The organism is Paenibacillus chitinolyticus, from assembly GCF_045038035.1.
Classification (GTDB): Bacteria; Bacillota; Bacilli; order Paenibacillales; family NBRC-103111; genus Paenibacillus_F; species Paenibacillus_F chitinolyticus_A.
In genome coordinates this window covers 2,331,856-2,347,362 of sequence record NZ_CP173427.1, presented here as the reverse complement: position 1 = coordinate 2,347,362, position 15,507 = coordinate 2,331,856, and the positions used below count along the sequence as shown (strand labels likewise).

The 15,507-nt window shown below is 55.5% G+C and carries 15 protein-coding genes and 1 pseudogene; 4 read left to right on the top strand and 12 right to left on the bottom strand.

The window, feature by feature from the left end:
- Window positions 1-146: 146 nt before the first annotated feature.
- The gene (locus tag ACI48J_RS10810; RefSeq protein ID WP_405082730.1) at window positions 147-2,591 is read right to left on the bottom strand and encodes a heavy metal translocating P-type ATPase; all 2,445 of its coding nucleotides are present in this window, start codon (window positions 2,589-2,591) and stop codon (window positions 147-149) included.
- A 255-nt stretch (window positions 2,592-2,846) separates the two neighbouring features.
- Between ACI48J_RS10810 and ACI48J_RS10805 the strand changes: the two genes are divergently transcribed.
- Window positions 2,847-4,106 (top strand): WD40/YVTN/BNR-like repeat-containing protein, encoded by a 1,260-nt coding sequence (locus tag ACI48J_RS10805; RefSeq protein ID WP_405082729.1) that lies wholly within the window; start codon window positions 2,847-2,849, stop codon window positions 4,104-4,106.
- Window positions 4,107-4,198: 92 nt separating this feature from the next.
- Here the strand turns inward: ACI48J_RS10805 and ACI48J_RS10800 are convergent, their stop codons facing one another.
- The 8 genes and pseudogenes from ACI48J_RS10800 to ACI48J_RS10765 all read right to left on the bottom strand — a co-directional run bounded on the left by ACI48J_RS10800 (window position 4,199) and on the right by ACI48J_RS10765 (window position 10,161).
- Window positions 4,199-4,918, bottom strand: a complete 720-nt coding sequence (locus tag ACI48J_RS10800) for an AAA family ATPase (RefSeq protein ID WP_326053096.1) — start codon at window positions 4,916-4,918, stop codon at window positions 4,199-4,201.
- Window positions 4,919-5,127: 209 nt separating this feature from the next.
- Window positions 5,128-6,270 (bottom strand): zinc-dependent alcohol dehydrogenase, encoded by a 1,143-nt coding sequence (locus ACI48J_RS10795; protein ID WP_405082728.1) that lies wholly within the window; start codon window positions 6,268-6,270, stop codon window positions 5,128-5,130.
- Window positions 6,271-6,542: 272 nt separating this feature from the next.
- A complete protein-coding gene (locus tag ACI48J_RS10790) occupies window positions 6,543-6,926 on the bottom strand; it encodes a (2Fe-2S) ferredoxin domain-containing protein (protein WP_405083204.1) in 384 nt (127 codons plus the stop codon).
- Between the two features lie 160 nt (window positions 6,927-7,086).
- Complete coding sequence (locus tag ACI48J_RS10785) at window positions 7,087-7,344, bottom strand: hypothetical protein (protein WP_405082727.1); 258 nt, start codon at window positions 7,342-7,344, stop codon at window positions 7,087-7,089.
- A gap of 86 nt (window positions 7,345-7,430) precedes the next feature.
- The gene (locus ACI48J_RS10780; protein WP_326053029.1) at window positions 7,431-7,817 is read right to left on the bottom strand and encodes a VOC family protein; all 387 of its coding nucleotides are present in this window, start codon (window positions 7,815-7,817) and stop codon (window positions 7,431-7,433) included.
- A gap of 13 nt (window positions 7,818-7,830) precedes the next feature.
- Entirely contained in the window at window positions 7,831-8,100 is a 270-nt protein-coding gene (locus ACI48J_RS10775) for a hypothetical protein (protein ID WP_405082726.1), read from the bottom strand.
- Between the two features lie 67 nt (window positions 8,101-8,167).
- On the bottom strand, window positions 8,168-8,725 hold the full coding sequence (locus tag ACI48J_RS10770; RefSeq protein WP_326053027.1) for an MFS transporter: 558 nt from the start codon (window positions 8,723-8,725) through the stop codon (window positions 8,168-8,170).
- A pseudogene (locus tag ACI48J_RS10765) lies at window positions 8,726-10,161 on the bottom strand (FAD-dependent oxidoreductase). It lies immediately after the preceding gene.
- Window positions 10,162-10,497: 336 nt separating this feature from the next.
- Here ACI48J_RS10765 and ACI48J_RS10760 point away from each other — a divergent pair.
- Window positions 10,498-11,391, top strand: coding sequence for a DUF2268 domain-containing protein (locus ACI48J_RS10760; protein WP_405082725.1), 894 nt, complete (start codon window positions 10,498-10,500; stop codon window positions 11,389-11,391).
- Window positions 11,392-11,512: 121 nt separating this feature from the next.
- Here the strand turns inward: ACI48J_RS10760 and fabF are convergent, their stop codons facing one another.
- A complete protein-coding gene (gene fabF, locus ACI48J_RS10755) occupies window positions 11,513-12,751 on the bottom strand; it encodes a beta-ketoacyl-ACP synthase II (protein ID WP_405082724.1) in 1,239 nt (412 codons plus the stop codon).
- Window positions 12,752-12,873: 122 nt separating this feature from the next.
- On the opposite strand from fabF, the gene ACI48J_RS10750 reads away from it, so the two are divergent.
- The gene (locus ACI48J_RS10750) at window positions 12,874-13,713 is read left to right on the top strand and encodes a helix-turn-helix transcriptional regulator (protein WP_405082723.1); all 840 of its coding nucleotides are present in this window, start codon (window positions 12,874-12,876) and stop codon (window positions 13,711-13,713) included.
- Window positions 13,714-14,049: 336 nt separating this feature from the next.
- Here the strand turns inward: ACI48J_RS10750 and ACI48J_RS10745 are convergent, their stop codons facing one another.
- Together ACI48J_RS10745 and ACI48J_RS10740 are read right to left on the bottom strand one after the other, a co-directional pair.
- Window positions 14,050-14,289: a hypothetical protein gene (locus ACI48J_RS10745; RefSeq protein ID WP_326053021.1), complete on the bottom strand. Its 240-nt coding sequence runs from the start codon at window positions 14,287-14,289 to the stop codon at window positions 14,050-14,052.
- 117 nt (window positions 14,290-14,406) lie between these two features.
- Complete coding sequence (locus ACI48J_RS10740; RefSeq protein WP_405082722.1) at window positions 14,407-14,928, bottom strand: DNA topology modulation protein; 522 nt, start codon at window positions 14,926-14,928, stop codon at window positions 14,407-14,409.
- A gap of 196 nt (window positions 14,929-15,124) precedes the next feature.
- On the opposite strand from ACI48J_RS10740, the gene ACI48J_RS10735 reads away from it, so the two are divergent.
- Window positions 15,125-15,463 (top strand): YrdB family protein, encoded by a 339-nt coding sequence (locus ACI48J_RS10735; RefSeq protein WP_405082721.1) that lies wholly within the window; start codon window positions 15,125-15,127, stop codon window positions 15,461-15,463.
- The last annotated feature ends 44 nt before the right edge of the window (window positions 15,464-15,507 follow it).

Genomic DNA, 15,507 nt, shown 5'->3' with positions numbered 1-15,507 from the left:
CCCCGAAGCCGCATAGACTTCAGGAAAGCTCTTTACAAGTGTTTTTATTCCGGCTCCCGTATGAGCAGGTCCTTGCCAGCCCGTAGATGGGCGGACAGCCGTTCTCACGAGAGCTGTGCTTTCGTCCGGACCGGGAGCCGCGAGACTTACAATTTAACCCGCTGCAGCCTCAGCGCATTCAGTACGACGGACACCGAGCTGAGCGCCATGGCGGCTCCGGCGATCCACGGGGCAAGCAGGCCCAGTGCGGCGACCGGAATGCCGAGCGTGTTGTAGCCGAGCGCCCAAAAGAGGTTCTGACGGATGTTGCCCATCGTTCTGCGGCTCATATAGATCGCATCCGGGATCGAGTTGAGATCGCCGCGCATCAGGGTGACGTCCGCCGCCTCCATGGCGACATCCGTGCCGGTGCCGATCGCCATACCGATATCCGCCTGCGCCAGCGCCGGAGCATCGTTGATGCCGTCGCCGACCATCGCCACCTTCTTGCCCCGGGCTTGGAGCTTCTTCACTTCCTCGGCTTTGCCTTCGGGAAGCACCTCCGCCCTTACCTGGTCGATGCCGACCTGGCGGGCGATCGCCTGAGCGGTGCGCTCGTTGTCGCCGGTAATCATGATGACTTCGATGCCCATTCCCTTCAGACGGGCAACGGCCTCTTTCGACGTTTCCTTGACGGTATCGGCGACCGCAACGAGCCCGGCATAGCTGCGGTCGACCGCAACGAGCATGGCCGTTTTGCCTTCCTGCTCCAGCCGTGCCATCGTTTCGCCCGCAGGCCCCGCCTCCACCTCATAGCGGCTCATCAGCTTGCGCGTTCCCGCCAGGACTTCCTGTCCGTCCACGACCGCACGGATTCCGAAGCCGGGAATAGCTTCAAATTCGGACGAAGCCGGAACAGAGACGCCTCTTGCCGCAATCCCGCTGACGATCGCTTCCGCCAGTGGATGCTCCGAACTTTTCTCCGCGGCGCCCAGAAGCTCCAGGAACCGTCTCTCGTCCATCGAAGCGGACAACACATCCGTAAGCTCGGGTTTGCCTTTCGTGACGGTTCCCGTTTTGTCCAGAATAATCGCATCGATTCGGTGCGTCGATTCCAGGTGCTCTCCGCCTTTAAAAAGAATTCCCAGCTCCGCCGCACGGCCGGAACCCGCCATAATCGACGTCGGTGTCGCCAATCCGAGGGCGCAAGGGCAGGCAATGACGAGTATGGCGATCGCTTTTTCCAGCGCTCCCGCGAAATCGCCCGGCGTTACCCAGAAATACCAGATCACAAAGGCCGCGAGCGCAATACCGACGACAATCGGTACGAAAATACCGGATATGACGTCCGCCACGCGCTGGATCGGCGCTTTGGAGCCTTGGGCTTCCTCGACCACTTTAATAATCTGGGCCAAAGCGGTATCCTTGCCGACTTTGGTCGCCCGGATTCTCAGACTGCCGTTTTTGTTGAGCGTCGCTCCGATGACGGGATCTCCGGCCTTTTTGCCGACGGGCAGGCTCTCGCCGGTCAGCATCGACTCATCCACCGAAGAGCTGCCTTCCAGCACTTCTCCGTCCACCGGTATTTTCTCGCCGGGTTTGACCAGGACGATATCGCCCGCGATCACTTCTTCGACCGGCACCGCCGCTTCTTTGCCGTCCCGGATAACAAGCGCGGTTTTAGCCTGCAGTCCCATCAGGGATTTGATCGCTTCCGAGGTGCGGCCTTTGGCCAACGACTCGAATAATTTGCCGAGCAGAACGAGCGTGATCAGGACGGCACTCGTTTCGTAATACATCTCCGGCCCGTGGTGATCGCTGCCGCCGTGCCGCGCCCACTCTACGGTCAAATAGAGGCTGTAGAAATAAGCCGCGGAAGTTCCGAGCGACACAAGCACGTCCATGTTGGCGCTTTTGTTGCGCAGGGCCTTGTAAGCGCCCGTATAGAACTGGCGTCCGATATAAAACTGTACCGGGGTGGCCAGCGCAAGCTGGAACCACGGGTTCATAAACAAGTCGGGCAGCCAGACCCACGACATAAAGGAAAAGTGTTTGACCATCGACCAGAGCAGCGGCAGGGACAGAATAGCCGAGAGAATCAGCTTGCGCTTGTGCCGCTTAAGCTCTTCCTGCCGGTGTACCGCAGGGTCTCCCTGTTCCTGCTTGAGGAGAGCCTTGTAGCCCAGCTTCTCCACTTTGTGCTGCATATCGGCAGGCGTAACCTCGCCCGCCTGGTACTCGACATGCGCGGTTTCAAGCGCAAAGTTGACGGTTGCGGACGCGACGCCCGGCATTTTGGCAAGCCCTTTCTCAATCCGGTTGGCGCACGCTGCGCACGTCATTCCCTCCAGCTGAAAATCCACGGAGTCCTTCACGGTGCTGTACCCCAGCTTGCCGATTTTCTCTTCCAATTGAGCCGTATTCACCCGGGAAGGATCGTAGGTAACGGTCGCGCGTTCCAGAGCGAAATTCACATTAGCCGTTTGCACACCGTCGACTTTATTCAGCCCTTTCTCGATCCGGTTGGCACAAGCCGCGCAGGTCATTCCCGCTATTTGCAAGTTTGCCTGTTTCGTTGCCTCTTCTCCGGCCGCTTTCACGTTTGCCGCCATTCGAAACACCTCTTTCCGTCACTGAAAATCTTCGTTTATAAGATAAGTAAAGTCCCTCTTCTTTCATTCGATTAATTATAGTATACCCCCCTACCCTATATTTAGCAAGAGATCTTTTCATTTTATTTCAAAAAAGTAACAATCCTTCGAAATGTGCTCCTTAAACCACGCAAAAGGGTAATAATGAAGAGAAGACGAAAGACGAACCAACTACGGCATGTTGGAACATGCATGTATCGAAACGGAGTGATCGCTATGAACACGACGAACCTTCCCGTCAAAAAAACCGCCTTCCTTGCGGTTCTCGCCGCAGTATCCCTTACCGCCTGCAGCTCTATCGGTCCTGCGGCGGCAGGGGACCCGACCGGCAGCAGCAGTGCAGCGGCATCGGCCGCCGCAAGCCCGGGTCCCGCTTCCGGAACGGCTGCTCCGGCAAGCGCAGCGCCTGTGTCTTCGGTTAAGCCGGATCAGATCCAGACCCGGTTGACCGATTTTCAGCTGATCTCGGATGCGGCGGGTTTCGCCTGGGGAGAAACGAACGGCTCCCTGCGCTTATACCGCACCGATGACGGCGGGCGGAATTGGACCCTTCTGAGCCCCTGGGACGACACGCTCAAAAGCGGAGCGCCTGTGGCGGGCGGCTCCCTCTACTTCCTCGACGCGCGGCACGGATGGACGGCCGCAGCGGATGACGGCCGTAAAACCGTGACCGCTTTTACCGCGGACGGCGGGCAGAGCTGGACCAAAGGTACGCTGGATAAGGCAACTTATGCCGCCGGTCTCTCCTTTGCCGATGCCCTGCACGGCTGGATGCTCACTTCTTCCGATGCCGCGATGGGCAAATCGGAGAAAACGCTGTACGCCACGGACAACGGCGGCCAAGACTGGAAACCGCTGACGAGCGTTTCCATGGATAAGCCCGTGCCCGGAGCGCTGCCCCTGTCGGGACATGCATCCGGCATGACTTTCAAGGACGCCTCCAGCGGCTGGATTGCCCTGGCGGGCCATGAAGAAAAACCGGTCCTGTACCGCACAAGGGACGGCGGGAAAACGTGGAACAACGTTCCGATGAAAATCCCGCAGGAGTTGAATAATTCTCCGGTCACACTGGACGGGGCTCCCGTATTTTTCAAAGATGAACCGGACAAAGGCTGGATCCCCGTACGGACGGTGAGCGGCAATACGGACAGCCGCGACGCTTACGTGACGAAGGACGGCGGGGAAACGTGGTCCTTTAAGCGAACCGGCATGCAAAACGCGCTCACTTTCGCGGACAGCTTGCACGGCTGGGGATTCAAGGATAAGGTTCTCCATGCCACTTCGGATGGCGGCACAACCTGGAACCCGGTTTCATCCGATCCCGTTCTGACGGATACGCTCAAAAATAATCCGAACGTGATCCGGCTCGGATTCGCCGGCCCGCAGACGGGCTGGCTGCTGCTCGGCTCGGAAGACGGCAAGAAATCGAAACTGCTTAAGACGTCCGATGCAGGCAGGCATTGGATTTTGTTGTAGCTTTCCCCATGACCCGCAGCTGCACTCGCATAACCTCAAAAAGCAATCCTTCCTTTCGGACGGGATTGCTTTTTGAGGTTTGAACTCGCCGATCAATCCAGCAGTTCATGGAGATAAAACGAACGATTTTCCAGAAACCGGCGGGTAATCCGGTAATGGTCGGTTTCCTCATACGAGGTAAGGCGGACCGGCGATTCGTTGAAATTGTAAATATCGGCATGGGGATAGCCCAGCAAAATAGGCGAATGAGTGGCGATTATAAGCTGCGACGTCCGGGCCAGTTCATGGATAATGCTCAGAAAAGCGAGCTGGCGGGCCGGAGATAACGCGGCTTCCGGCTCATCGAGCAGATAGATGCCTCTTCTTCCGAAGCGGTTCTTGAACAGGGACAGAAAGGATTCGCCGTGCGACTGCTCATGAAGCGACCTGCCGCCGTAACTGTCATAAGCCCTGCTGTCTTCCCGTGCCAGCTCGTCGATATGACTGGCGAAATTATAGAACGACTCCGCCCGCAGAAAAAAGCCCTGATTCATCTTCGGCATCCAGGAAAGGCGCAAATAATCGCCCAGCTTTGCCTCCGACGAATCCAGCTCGTACAGATTGTTCCGGCTGCCTCCCGCCGTATTGAACCCGCATTGGTAAGCGATCGCTTCCATCAGAGTCGATTTGCCGGAGCCGTTCTCGCCGACGAAAAACGTGACGTTTTTATGGAATTTCAGCCGGTCGAGCTTGTCGATCGCCGGAATATGAAACGGGTACTCGTGCGGATTCCGAATTTTCTCGTTCAGTTTGATCACTTCGTGCAGGTACATGGTAACGCTCCGTTCCGTTGCGGATGAATCTGAAGCCGGTGCGGCGGCAAAGCAGAAACTCATCCGCTGCTTTTTTTACCTGCAGACTACTTCTCCTTCCGGCACGCAATCCCCTGCAATCCCGCCCGTCAAAAAAAACGAAAGAGCTGTGATTCCGCCAAGAATCGCAGCTCTTCTTCTTTTTTCACACAGAATCCATGCAAGACCGGTTAAGGTTTCAGGACGACTTTAATGCAGTCTTCCAGCTTGTTCATAAAGACATCGTACCCGTGCTCCGCATCCGTTAAAGGCAGCCGGTGAGTGATAATATCCGTCGTGTCTAGCTCGCCTGTCTTGATCTGGCGGTACAGCTCGGGCATATAATGAATGACGGGAGCCTGTCCCATCTTGAGTGTGATGTTCCGGGAAAACAAATCGCCCAGCGGGAACATGTTGTACGTCATCCCGTAAACGCCGATCAATTGGATCGTGCCGCTTTTGCGGACAATCTTCGTTGCGGTCTGGATCGGTCCAAGCGTTCCTCCTTGAAGCTTAAGCGCCGTCTCCACCTTCTCCACGACGGATTTTTCGCCGTCCATCCCCACGCAGTCAATGACCACGTCGGCGCCGCCGCTCGTCAAATCGAACAGATAGTCTTCGATATCGTCTTTTTCCTTGAAGTTATAAGCCTCGACTTTGTTGATCTGTCTGGCGTGCTGGAGCCGGTAATCGATGTGGTCGACGGCAATGACGCGCTTGGCGCCCTTCTGCCAGGCGATTTTCTGGGCCAGCAAACCGACGGGGCCGCTTCCGAGAATAATGACGGTGTCGCCTTTTTTGACGCCCGAATTCTCTACCGCCCAATAAGCGGTCGGCAAAATGTCCGACAGGAACAAGATCTGCTCGTCCTCCAGCTCCGCATCTTCGGGAACGACGAACGGCATGAAATTGCCGTAAGGGACACGCAGCAGCTCGGCCTGCCCTCCAGGATACCCCCCGTAGGTTTCCGAATAGCCGAGATAAGCGCCCGTATCTTTAGCGGGATTATCGTTGGAGTTATCGCACTGGCTCTCCATTTGGTTTTTGCAAAAGAAACATTCCCCGCAGGAAACGTTAAACGGAATAATGACGCGGTCCCCCTTCTTCACGCGGGTCACTTCCGGACCGACTTCCTCTACAATCCCCATGGGCTCGTGCCCGATGACGTAGCCTTCAGGCATGCCGGGAACCATCCCGTTCACCAGGTGAATATCGGAACCGCAAATGGCAGTCGTCGTGATGCGGACGAGAATATCGTCCTTTTTCTCGAGGATAGGGTCCTTAACCTCTTTGACTTTCACGTCTTTTTTCCCTTGGTACGTTACGGCTTTCATGGAGTGGCTCCTTTCGGGTTTAAAAGTTTACCTTTCTTTCTTACCCCGCATGACGGATCCATCCCCAAAAAAACGAAAAAAACCGGACTCTGCGGAGCAGAACCGGTCTTTAGCTATTCCATAGCGCAATGACGGCAAGGAGGGCGTCAGCGGTGATGTCCTATCTGTGGAAAATCCGCCGGATACTTTGCAGGCCGGACGGTTCGCCAGTAAGAGCCGTGTCCGCTTGCCTGCGATTGATGCTGCTTCCGAATCACCGATGCTGCTTCCGCTTACTTCGTCTGCGCTTCTTTCCGTTTCGTCTTGCTCTGGCCTTCTTTCGTATCCCGTCTGGCCGTGAGTCCGTCTTCATACGTATAGCTGATCTTGTCTTCCACTGGGATTCCGCCGATCAGATGCTCACGGACAATGCGCCTTCCGATTTCAGGAGTCACCTCTTTGTACCATACCCCCTCCGGGTACACGGTAATGACGCAGGCATCTTCGCATCTGCCCTGACAGCGTGTCCGGGTCGTATGGATCCGGCCATCCGCTTCCAGCCGCTTGATTTCATCGCGCATCGCCTCGACGACTTCTTCCGCGCCTTTTTTGGTACAGCTGCCCCCGTTACAGAAGAAAAGATGATGTTTCATGCCGTTCAGATTCCAAGTTGTCATCATGGTCTCCTTTGATTAAATAGGAATTGGAAAATAATTAATTATTCGTAACCATTACGATAAAACGTATCGTACACAGATTTTCCGGATCTGTCAACGGACCCATCCGAAAAACCGCCTTCCCGCAAGGAGAAGACGGCCTTGTGATTCGATATCCGATTCAGTAACGCCGCTCATTCTCAGGCTCATTGACTAAACGCTCCCGATCCTGATTCTTCTGCACGTTCTGCGGCTGCATGTCCAGCAAACGGTCCAGTTTCTCCTCGATTCTTTGCAGCTTGGTCAGCATGAACAGCTTGCGGTTGACTCTGGTCCGGATAAACATCGATAAGCTGGTAATAAAAATAGCGATAATTCCGAAGATAACAAGCAAGTTAATGACACTGGCCCAGGAAATGAACCCGATCGTGTCCGTCATTTTTTGTTCGACCTCGTTTCATTTAATCGGTCTTGCATCTTTCCGCTTCCGTCCTTGCGTCTTCCGGCCTTGCGGTCTATCGGCTTTCAGCCGATTTCTCTCGACAGCACTTCAATCTCGTGTTTGTTGCGCTCCCCGTGCCCGATACGGAGCCGATGCCCGTCCAAATCGCGGATCACGAACTCTCTCATTCCCCAAGACTTGGACTCGATCTCCTCTATGAAATCCACCTGCTGCGTTTTCAAAAATTGATAGACTTGATCCGCGTTTCGGACAAAAAAATAAAGCGTCTGAACTTCGACCTTGTCCGATTTCGTAAAATGAACCTCGATATTCCCATTGTAGACCGATCCGTATGTATCCTCCAGAACCCAGGCCAGGTCAAACTTTAGCACGTCGCGGTAGAATTCAAGCGCCTTCAGTACATTTTTAACGGGCAGTACCGGTGCTTGATGCTGAATATATTTCTTCATATTCTTCTCCTTATTATAGTGAGCGCAGATGCCTGTCTGTGCGTCTTTCCCGGATGATTCCCACGATCCACACCAATAAATTCAATCCAACGAGATTTGAAACCAGATACATCCACCAAGTGTACAAACCGAATCCTTGGGGATGCGTGTTCATGTAAAGCAGTAAACTCCATCCGAAAAGACGGACACCGTTTAAGAGCCATGAATCTTTTCGGAACAGGACAGCGCCCGGCTGCACCGGCGATAGCAGACGGCTGAATGCAAAATAAGTTCCTTTCTTCATCAGACTCGCTCCCGAAGAAAAATCAGCCTCTTCCAGTATATGGTTTATCGTGGGCTGTTACAACTGTTTATCCAGCCGCCCTTTTACGGGACGTTCCGCCGCGAAGCCGCCAGACCATCCAGGCGCTTGCCGCATACAAGAGTGCGCTCAAATAAAACAACACGTCGATCGTGAGCCAATCGATGAGATAACCTCCGGCCAGAACCGCGAATCCGGAAGAGACCGACGTCCAGAACTGATAGTTCCCTAGAGCGGGCCCTCTTGCTCCACGGTCCGTATAATCGGCCAGCAGCAGCCTCTCGCTCATTCTCTGCATGGCGCCGCATATGCCCATCCCCGCCTGAAGCACGAGCACCCACGCATAAGAGCCGACCCAGGGAAAAGCCAGCATGGACGCCATCATCCCCAGCGAGCTGAGGGCCAGAATCTCCCTGCCGAAGCGATCCAGCCGCGGCCCCAAATACCGGGATACCGCCGCAGAGCTTACGGTAAAAACCGCGAATGCAAGCCCGTACTTGGAATAGCTGTTTCCCAGATTTTTCAGAAAAAGCAGGTAATACGGATAGATCATGCCGGATGCCAGCGTGATAACGCTTTGGAAGCGGATAAGCCACTGGATATTCATCTATTTATCCCCTTTGTAGGTCTCATAAAATTCGTTCATAAACAGATGACCGGGGTCCACCTCGTCCTTTTTACGGAAAAATTGCTCGCACCGCGGATAAACCGCGCGGAACTGTTCAACGCTCGGATAAGCGGCATAAGGCAAATAGTAGGTCCCTCCGCTCCGGATTACCTCGTCGATAATTCGCCGGATACCCGCTTTTAAACGCGTCTGCGCTTCTTCCGAAAGCGAAGTGTTAACAGACACACCAGGGCCAGCATATCGTCCTGCGCGTAGGACAGCACGGCTTCTTCATCGCGGTTCACATACCGGACTGTAATGTTCAGCAAATTCAGGTCTTCTTCGAGCAGCACGCTGCGCAGGCGGTCCACAAAACCGGCAAATTCGTCCACCGGAATAAAATATTCCTGAAGCAGATCGTTCTTCCCCGCCTCCCGGTATTCCATGAAAGCGGACTCCGAACGCATCGCGTTGTTCCTGGAGACATTCTCGTCCTGACGGTAGGAAAAGTAGTTCTTTTGCAGCGACCAGAACAAATTTTTACCCCAATCCGAGCCGCGGTTCAAGTGAAACAGCACCTTGCTCGGCAGAACCCCATACTCCCGCGTTTGAAGCCGGTTGTATTCGGATAGCTTCAGCGACGGATCGGCCGTGTACAGAGTCGCATACATTTCCGTCAGGAAATGTTCCGGAGCTACCGAAATCCGCGCGATGCTCATTCGGACGTCCGGGCTGCCTTTTACCCTTTCCTTGAAATAGGCGCCGAACGCATCCACCCGGGTCGCTTCCGTGGTCATCCGGTAAACCTCATCTTCCGCGAGAGTCAGCGTGACATCCAGGATCACGCCGAACAGGCCGTATCCGCCGAGCACGAAGGGAAACAAATCCGCGTTTTCCGTCCGGCTGACCTCTTTGACGACGCCGTCCGCGGTAAGGAGCCGGAACGACTCGACGCTGCTGATCATAGAGCCGTTGCGGATATCCCGGCCGTGGGCATTGATGGAAACGGAGCCGCCGACGGTGAAAAGGTTTTGAGACTGCATCGTTTTGACGGCCAGTCCGTAAGGATGGACGAAATCCTGTACGTCTTTCCAGGTCGCCCCGGCCTGGACGCGGATTGTGCGCGCCCCGGGATCGAATGAAAGGACACGATTGTACGGCGTCATATCCAAAACAATCCCGTCTTTGTAGTACGTGTGGCCGCCCTGACTGTGACGCTGCCCCGCTACGGATACGCTCAGCTTCTTCGCCCTCGCTTCCTCCAGCAGTTTGACGAGCTGTTCCTCCTCACGGCCCTCCACGACACGCTCCACTTTAACCGGGTGCAGGCGGCTGTAGTCCGTAATGAGGTACGGGTCCTGGTCCGGCGTACCGGTCCGGATATACGCCAGTAAGCAGAGGACAGCCAGCAGGACAAGAGCCGCCGATCTTACCACAGAGCCGCTGACGGCACGTTTGCCGGGAGATGCCGGATCGTTCGGCGGAGCCTGTGCGACCGGTGAGCTGCTTGTGAAATCTTCGTTTCGGGTCTTGCTCTTCTCCCGCATAATCCCCTCCAGCCTCACGTCTGTTGTTCCTTAGCCATGTATTCGACAGACTTCCATCTTATTCCTTTTCCTTTTATGTAAGACTATGTAAGATTTTATCTTTTTATATGATAAATAAAAGACAGCTCTGTGAGCTGTCTCTAAACGCCGGATCTCTTTCCGTTTCCCCCTTGACCCTCACGTTACGTGATCGTTTAGACTGGCGGCAGGAGGTGGCTATCTCATATGAAACTTGCCATAGAACCGACATTGAACCACTATGCCAGCCTGTATGACCTGCCTGAGGACAAACGGGAAAATTATTTCCGTTATACGATGATGAAACCTTTCGAAACGATGTGGAGCCTCATCGGGGTTCCGCTTAAAGCAGGGCAGCCCGGAGGCTATGACGTCCTGACCGCTTCGGGGATGCTCGGCTATCTCTCCGTCCGCGAGACGGAGACCGGCCTGGCGGCGCTGGAGAAACTCCGGCTGGCGAAGGCGGAGGAGACAGCCCTGTCCGCCCTGCGGCGCTGCATGAGCTTTGCCGAGCAGGCAAAGCTGCGGGTCCGCGCGGACGAGCTCCGGTTCGGCCTGTATCTCGCCGATCCCCTCAAGCTTCAGCTTCAAGGAGGAACATGCGGGTTCGGAGGCATTCCCGGGTACATCCAGGTCACGCTCCATCCGACCGAATGGAATTTACCCCGGCTTCCCGCCGTCATCGCCCACGAATTTCATCATAATCTGCGGTTTTCCTATTTCGGCTGGGATCACGGAAACGTGACGCTGGGCGATTATCTCGTCATCGAAGGCCTTGCCGAGTCGTTTGCCCGCGAGCTTTACGGCGAGAAGCTGCTGGGCCCCTGGGTCACCTCCATGGAGCCGGACGACTTCGACTACTCGCTCCATGTGTTCAAAGACGCCCTGGCCCTCAAAGGGTTTGCCGAAGTCAGCAGCTACATGTTCGGGGACTTGTATGCCTGGGAACAGGGTTATGCTCCTGCTGGCGTGTCCCCTTTCGCGGGGTATTCGGTCGGCTATGCCGCCGTTCAAGCTTTTCTAGGGGCGAACGATGTGACCATCGGTGAAGCGACTCTGCTGAGTACCGAAGAGATTCTCGAAAACTGCGGGCTGTTTTGAAACGCTGTTTTTGAAACATGCCCGCTGTCATTCCGCACCGCCCGAAGCCCGGCGCGCGGTGCTCGGTGCTCGGCGTCACATGACGGTGGTTAACCATAAGCCGAGGCCGATGTCCGTCCGGCTACTCCCTGTATTTACGCAGCACAATGACCGCATTGTGCCCGCCGAATCCGAACGAGTTCGAAAGACCGATTTCGAGCTCCGTTTTTCTCGCCGTTCCGGGAACATAATCCAGATCGCAATCCGGGTCCCTTTGCTCCAGATTAATCGTCGGAGGAATGATGCCTTCCCGCAAAGTTTTGACGAGCGCGATCGCTTCTGCCCCGCCCGCGGCTCCGAGCATGTGACCCGTCATGGATTTGTTGGCTGTGACGGGTATGCGGTAAGCGTCCTCTCCGAAGAGACTTTTGATCGCGACCGTCTCGGACTTGTCCCCTACTCCCGTACTCGTCGCGTGCGCGCTGATGACATCCACCTCGCCCGGAGCGATTCCCGCGCTCGCCAAGGCCGATTTCATGGCCTGCTGCGCCCCTCTTCCCTCGGGATGAGTCGCCACCATGTGGTAGGCGTCGGAGCTTGCGCCGTATCCGGTCACTTCCGCGTAGATACGGGCATTCCGGCGCTGCGCATGGCTCAGCGACTCCAGAATCAGGATGCCGGCCCCTTCGGCCATCACGAAGCCGTCTCTTCCCGCATCGAACGGCCGGCTCGCTTTCGCGGGCTCTTCGTTGCGCGTGGAAATCGCCGTGGCATTGCCGAAGCTCGACAGCGAAATTTCGCTGACGGCCGCTTCCGTGCCCCCGGCGATGATGACGTCCGCGTCGCCCGTGCGGATCGTGCGGAACGCTTCGCCGATGGCGGTGTTGCCGATGGAGCAGGCCGTGACCGGCGACATCGTCGGCCCGAGCGCCTGATGCCGGATCGAGATCGTGGCCGCCGCCATGTTCGAGATCATCATCGGCACAAGCGTGGGGCTGACCCGCTCCGGCCCGCGCTCCAGCAGCACCCGGTTCTGCGCCAGCAGGGTGCCGATCCCGCCGATGCCGGAGCCCACGTACACCCCGACGCGCTCCCGGTCCGTCCTGTCCAGATTCAGCTCCGCATCCAGCAGGGCCTGATCGGCGGCCGCCAGAGCGAACTGGCAGAAGCGGTCCATTTTTCTCGCTTCCTTGCGTCCGAATAACGCTTCTCCGTCAAAATCTCGCACAAGTCCGGCAATTTTCGATTTGTAGCGGGTCGTATCGAAGGTGTCGATCCGGGAGATCCCCGATTGCCCCTGCACCAGACGTTCCCAAAACGGGGCCACCCCGTTGCCCAGCGGTGAAATTATGCCCATCCCTGTTATCACGACTCGTTCCATCGTAGATCCTCCTCTATATAAGCTGTCCATATCCTCATCCTGTCACCGGATGTATCCTATTACAAGTTGTAGTTTATTCTAGTATAATTACTACTACGATAAGGATTCGAGGAGATGAGCGAATGAACAAGGAAGAAAGGCTGGAGGCTCTGTCGGCTTTTCTGAAAAGCCAGCGTGCCAAGCTGCTCCCGCAAAACATGGGGCTCCCCGCCGGAACCAGGCGAAGAACTCCGGGGCTTCGCAGAGAAGAAGTGGCCCAGCTCGCGGGGGTCAGCACGACCTGGTATACGTGGCTGGAGCAGGGACGGGATATTAAAGTGTCGGCCTCCGTGCTGGAAAATATCGCTTCCGCGCTGCGGCTGACGGTAGATGAGCGGAAATACCTCACTTCCCTGGCGCTGGAAGCCAGCTCGGGCATTCACCTGCTCCAGGAGGAGCTGCCGCAAATTTCCCCCTCCCTGCAGAAAATTTTGCAGGAGCTGAAAAACTGCCCGACCATCATCTCCGACCGCAGGTGTACGATTGTCGGCTGGAACGAGGCGGCCACGCGCGTATTCCTCGATTTCGAGAAGATTCCGCCCGAACAGCGCAACATGATCTCCCTCCTGTTTGCGCGCAAGGAATTCCGCCGTCTTGCGGTAAACTGGGAAGATTTCGTCAGCGGCTTTCTGGCTATTTTCCGCGCCTATTACGGCCAGTATTTCGAAGACGAGTGGTATAACGGGTTCCTGGCCGAAATGAAGCTCACCTATCCCGAATTCAACCGGCTGTGGGAACAAAGCAAGGTGAGTTCCGCACCGGAAGTTCTGATCGAGTTCCGGCATGCCAAAGCGGGGAAAATGCTGTTCGACCTGACATCCCTGCAGGTGCACGGCAGCACGGATTTGCGCTGCAGCATTTATACTCCCGCGCAGGAATCGTCGACGGAAATGAAGCTGATGCAGCTCATGGACCGGAGCTGACGGACCCTGCGCGCCAAACGGCTGCGCGCGGCAATACCGTCCGGCGTAACATCCACTTAATCGGCCGGCAGCGCTCCCACGACCGATGCTGTAGACCACCTTCATGCCTGCGCCTAACTAACTGCGCCGGGGGAACTGAGCGCGGTGCGAAGCGGACGGGTAAGGGTGGGGCCTTCAGCACAATCCGGAACGCCCGTGATGAGATGTTTCATCGGATTTTCCGCGCGCGCACCCCTCAACCGGTCCCTGGCGCCGAAAAAGCCGGTATCCGCTTCGTTAAGCGGACACCGGCTTTCTTGTCAGGTCCGGATTGCCGGAATCATCCGCAACCCGTCTTTAGAAGCCCGAATGATACTTGTCCGGGCTGGAAGAATTGGACTTCGTGGCGCTTTTGTCCTTTTCTTCCTTCTGCTCCATATTTAAATCTTCCATCGGAATCGGATCGACGTGTTTTTCGCTTTCGTGAAGATCGAACAGGCTTTCATTCTCGGTCGGATACTGCTCCGGATGGTCGCGGTTGCCCTTTTGCTGAGTCTGGCGTTCCAATTCATGGCTCGTTTTTTTCGGTTCCGTCATGGGACTCACCTTCCTTCGGTAGATATACCATAAGTACCTCAAACAGAACATTCTCAAACAAAATCCGCACGAAAACGGCCGTAGAGCTCCGGAATTGCCCGCGTAAAATTAATGGAGTCAGACGGAAGAACGAAAGGAAAGCAGCTCTTCCAAAATGTTTTGCTTGTCCTTTCCGTTCTTCACGATGAAGACACGGACGTGGTCTCCGCAGTTCTCCAGCTGTTTCAGGAGCTGCGGTCTTTTGTGCCTCCGGAAGTTCCACACCCATTTGACGAAATCCCAATCGAGCTGTTCCGGACAGCCTTCATTAAGATCCGGCCGCGTCCGGTTGTGGTACATGATCCGGCGTTTAAACACCCGGTAGACGACCAGCCAGGAAGGCAGATCGAAAAAAATGACGACATCCGCAGCCTTCAGACGCATATCCAGCGTCCTTCCGTAATTTCCGTCCATAATCCAAGCGGGCTCTTGGATGAGCTTGCCGATGAATTCGTCCCATTCTTCATTCGGGGTCGGCACCCATCCCGGTTTCCAATAGTACGCGTCCAGATGATAAAGAGGCAGCTCCAGCTTATCGCCGAGTTCCCGGGCAAAGGTGGATTTTCCCGAACCGCCGGGTCCGATCAGTAATAATTTCATCCCGTCCTCCTGTTCTCCCCACTATAGGCGGTTATTTTCCGTTTTTTTAAGACAGCCGAAAAATTTTATCAGGTTCGATCACAGAGCGCAATAAAAAGTTAGAGATCCGAGGAAGTAAATTCCTTTTCGTTTACAAAACTAACGTCATTAGTTATTATAAAACTAACAAGATTAGTTTGGTGAAAGGAGTGTCTCTATGGCTGCCGTTTTAGCTGGTAACCTGGTCATTCGGTTTGTTCTGGAATGCTGTCTTCTCGTCGCGGTCGGCTATTGGGGAATGACGAAAGGAGACGGCTGGATGACGAAGACGCTGCTGGGTGCCGGGGCACCGCTGTTGACCGCTGTCGTTTGGGGGCTGTTCATGTCTCCTAAAGCAAGTTATTCCCTTCCTCAGCCGTGGCACTTGGTTATGGAAGCGGCTATCTTCGGTATGGGAACGGCCTCTCTGTTTGCGGCAGGTCATACGCGCCTTGGTTTCCTCTTCCTGTTCTCGGCGGTTGTAAACCGCCTTTTGATGGCTGTCTGGTCGCAATAAACAGCGGCCTTCCCCTTTATCCGATCCCCCTACCTGGCTGCTCC

Excerpts from the sequence above, each read along its gene's own strand:
- ACI48J_RS10810 (WP_405082730.1), bottom strand. The coding sequence starts at position 2,591 with ATGGCGGCAAACGTGAAAGCGGCCGGAGAAGAGGCAACGAAACAGGCA.
- ACI48J_RS10805 (WP_405082729.1), top strand. The coding sequence starts at position 2,847 with ATGAACACGACGAACCTTCCCGTCAAAAAAACCGCCTTCCTTGCGGTT.
- ACI48J_RS10800 (WP_326053096.1), bottom strand. The coding sequence starts at position 4,918 with ATGTACCTGCACGAAGTGATCAAACTGAACGAGAAAATTCGGAATCCG.
- ACI48J_RS10795 (WP_405082728.1), bottom strand. The coding sequence starts at position 6,270 with ATGAAAGCCGTAACGTACCAAGGGAAAAAAGACGTGAAAGTCAAAGAG.
- ACI48J_RS10790 (WP_405083204.1), bottom strand. The coding sequence starts at position 6,926 with ATGACAACTTGGAATCTGAACGGCATGAAACATCATCTTTTCTTCTGT.
- ACI48J_RS10785 (WP_405082727.1), bottom strand. The coding sequence starts at position 7,344 with ATGACGGACACGATCGGGTTCATTTCCTGGGCCAGTGTCATTAACTTG.
- ACI48J_RS10780 (WP_326053029.1), bottom strand. The coding sequence starts at position 7,817 with ATGAAGAAATATATTCAGCATCAAGCACCGGTACTGCCCGTTAAAAAT.
- ACI48J_RS10775 (WP_405082726.1), bottom strand. The coding sequence starts at position 8,100 with ATGAAGAAAGGAACTTATTTTGCATTCAGCCGTCTGCTATCGCCGGTG.
- ACI48J_RS10770 (WP_326053027.1), bottom strand. The coding sequence starts at position 8,725 with ATGAATATCCAGTGGCTTATCCGCTTCCAAAGCGTTATCACGCTGGCA.
- ACI48J_RS10760 (WP_405082725.1), top strand. The coding sequence starts at position 10,498 with ATGAAACTTGCCATAGAACCGACATTGAACCACTATGCCAGCCTGTAT.
- fabF (WP_405082724.1), bottom strand. The coding sequence starts at position 12,751 with ATGGAACGAGTCGTGATAACAGGGATGGGCATAATTTCACCGCTGGGC.
- ACI48J_RS10750 (WP_405082723.1), top strand. The coding sequence starts at position 12,874 with ATGAACAAGGAAGAAAGGCTGGAGGCTCTGTCGGCTTTTCTGAAAAGC.
- ACI48J_RS10745 (WP_326053021.1), bottom strand. The coding sequence starts at position 14,289 with ATGACGGAACCGAAAAAAACGAGCCATGAATTGGAACGCCAGACTCAG.
- ACI48J_RS10740 (WP_405082722.1), bottom strand. The coding sequence starts at position 14,928 with ATGAAATTATTACTGATCGGACCCGGCGGTTCGGGAAAATCCACCTTT.
- ACI48J_RS10735 (WP_405082721.1), top strand. The coding sequence starts at position 15,125 with ATGGCTGCCGTTTTAGCTGGTAACCTGGTCATTCGGTTTGTTCTGGAA.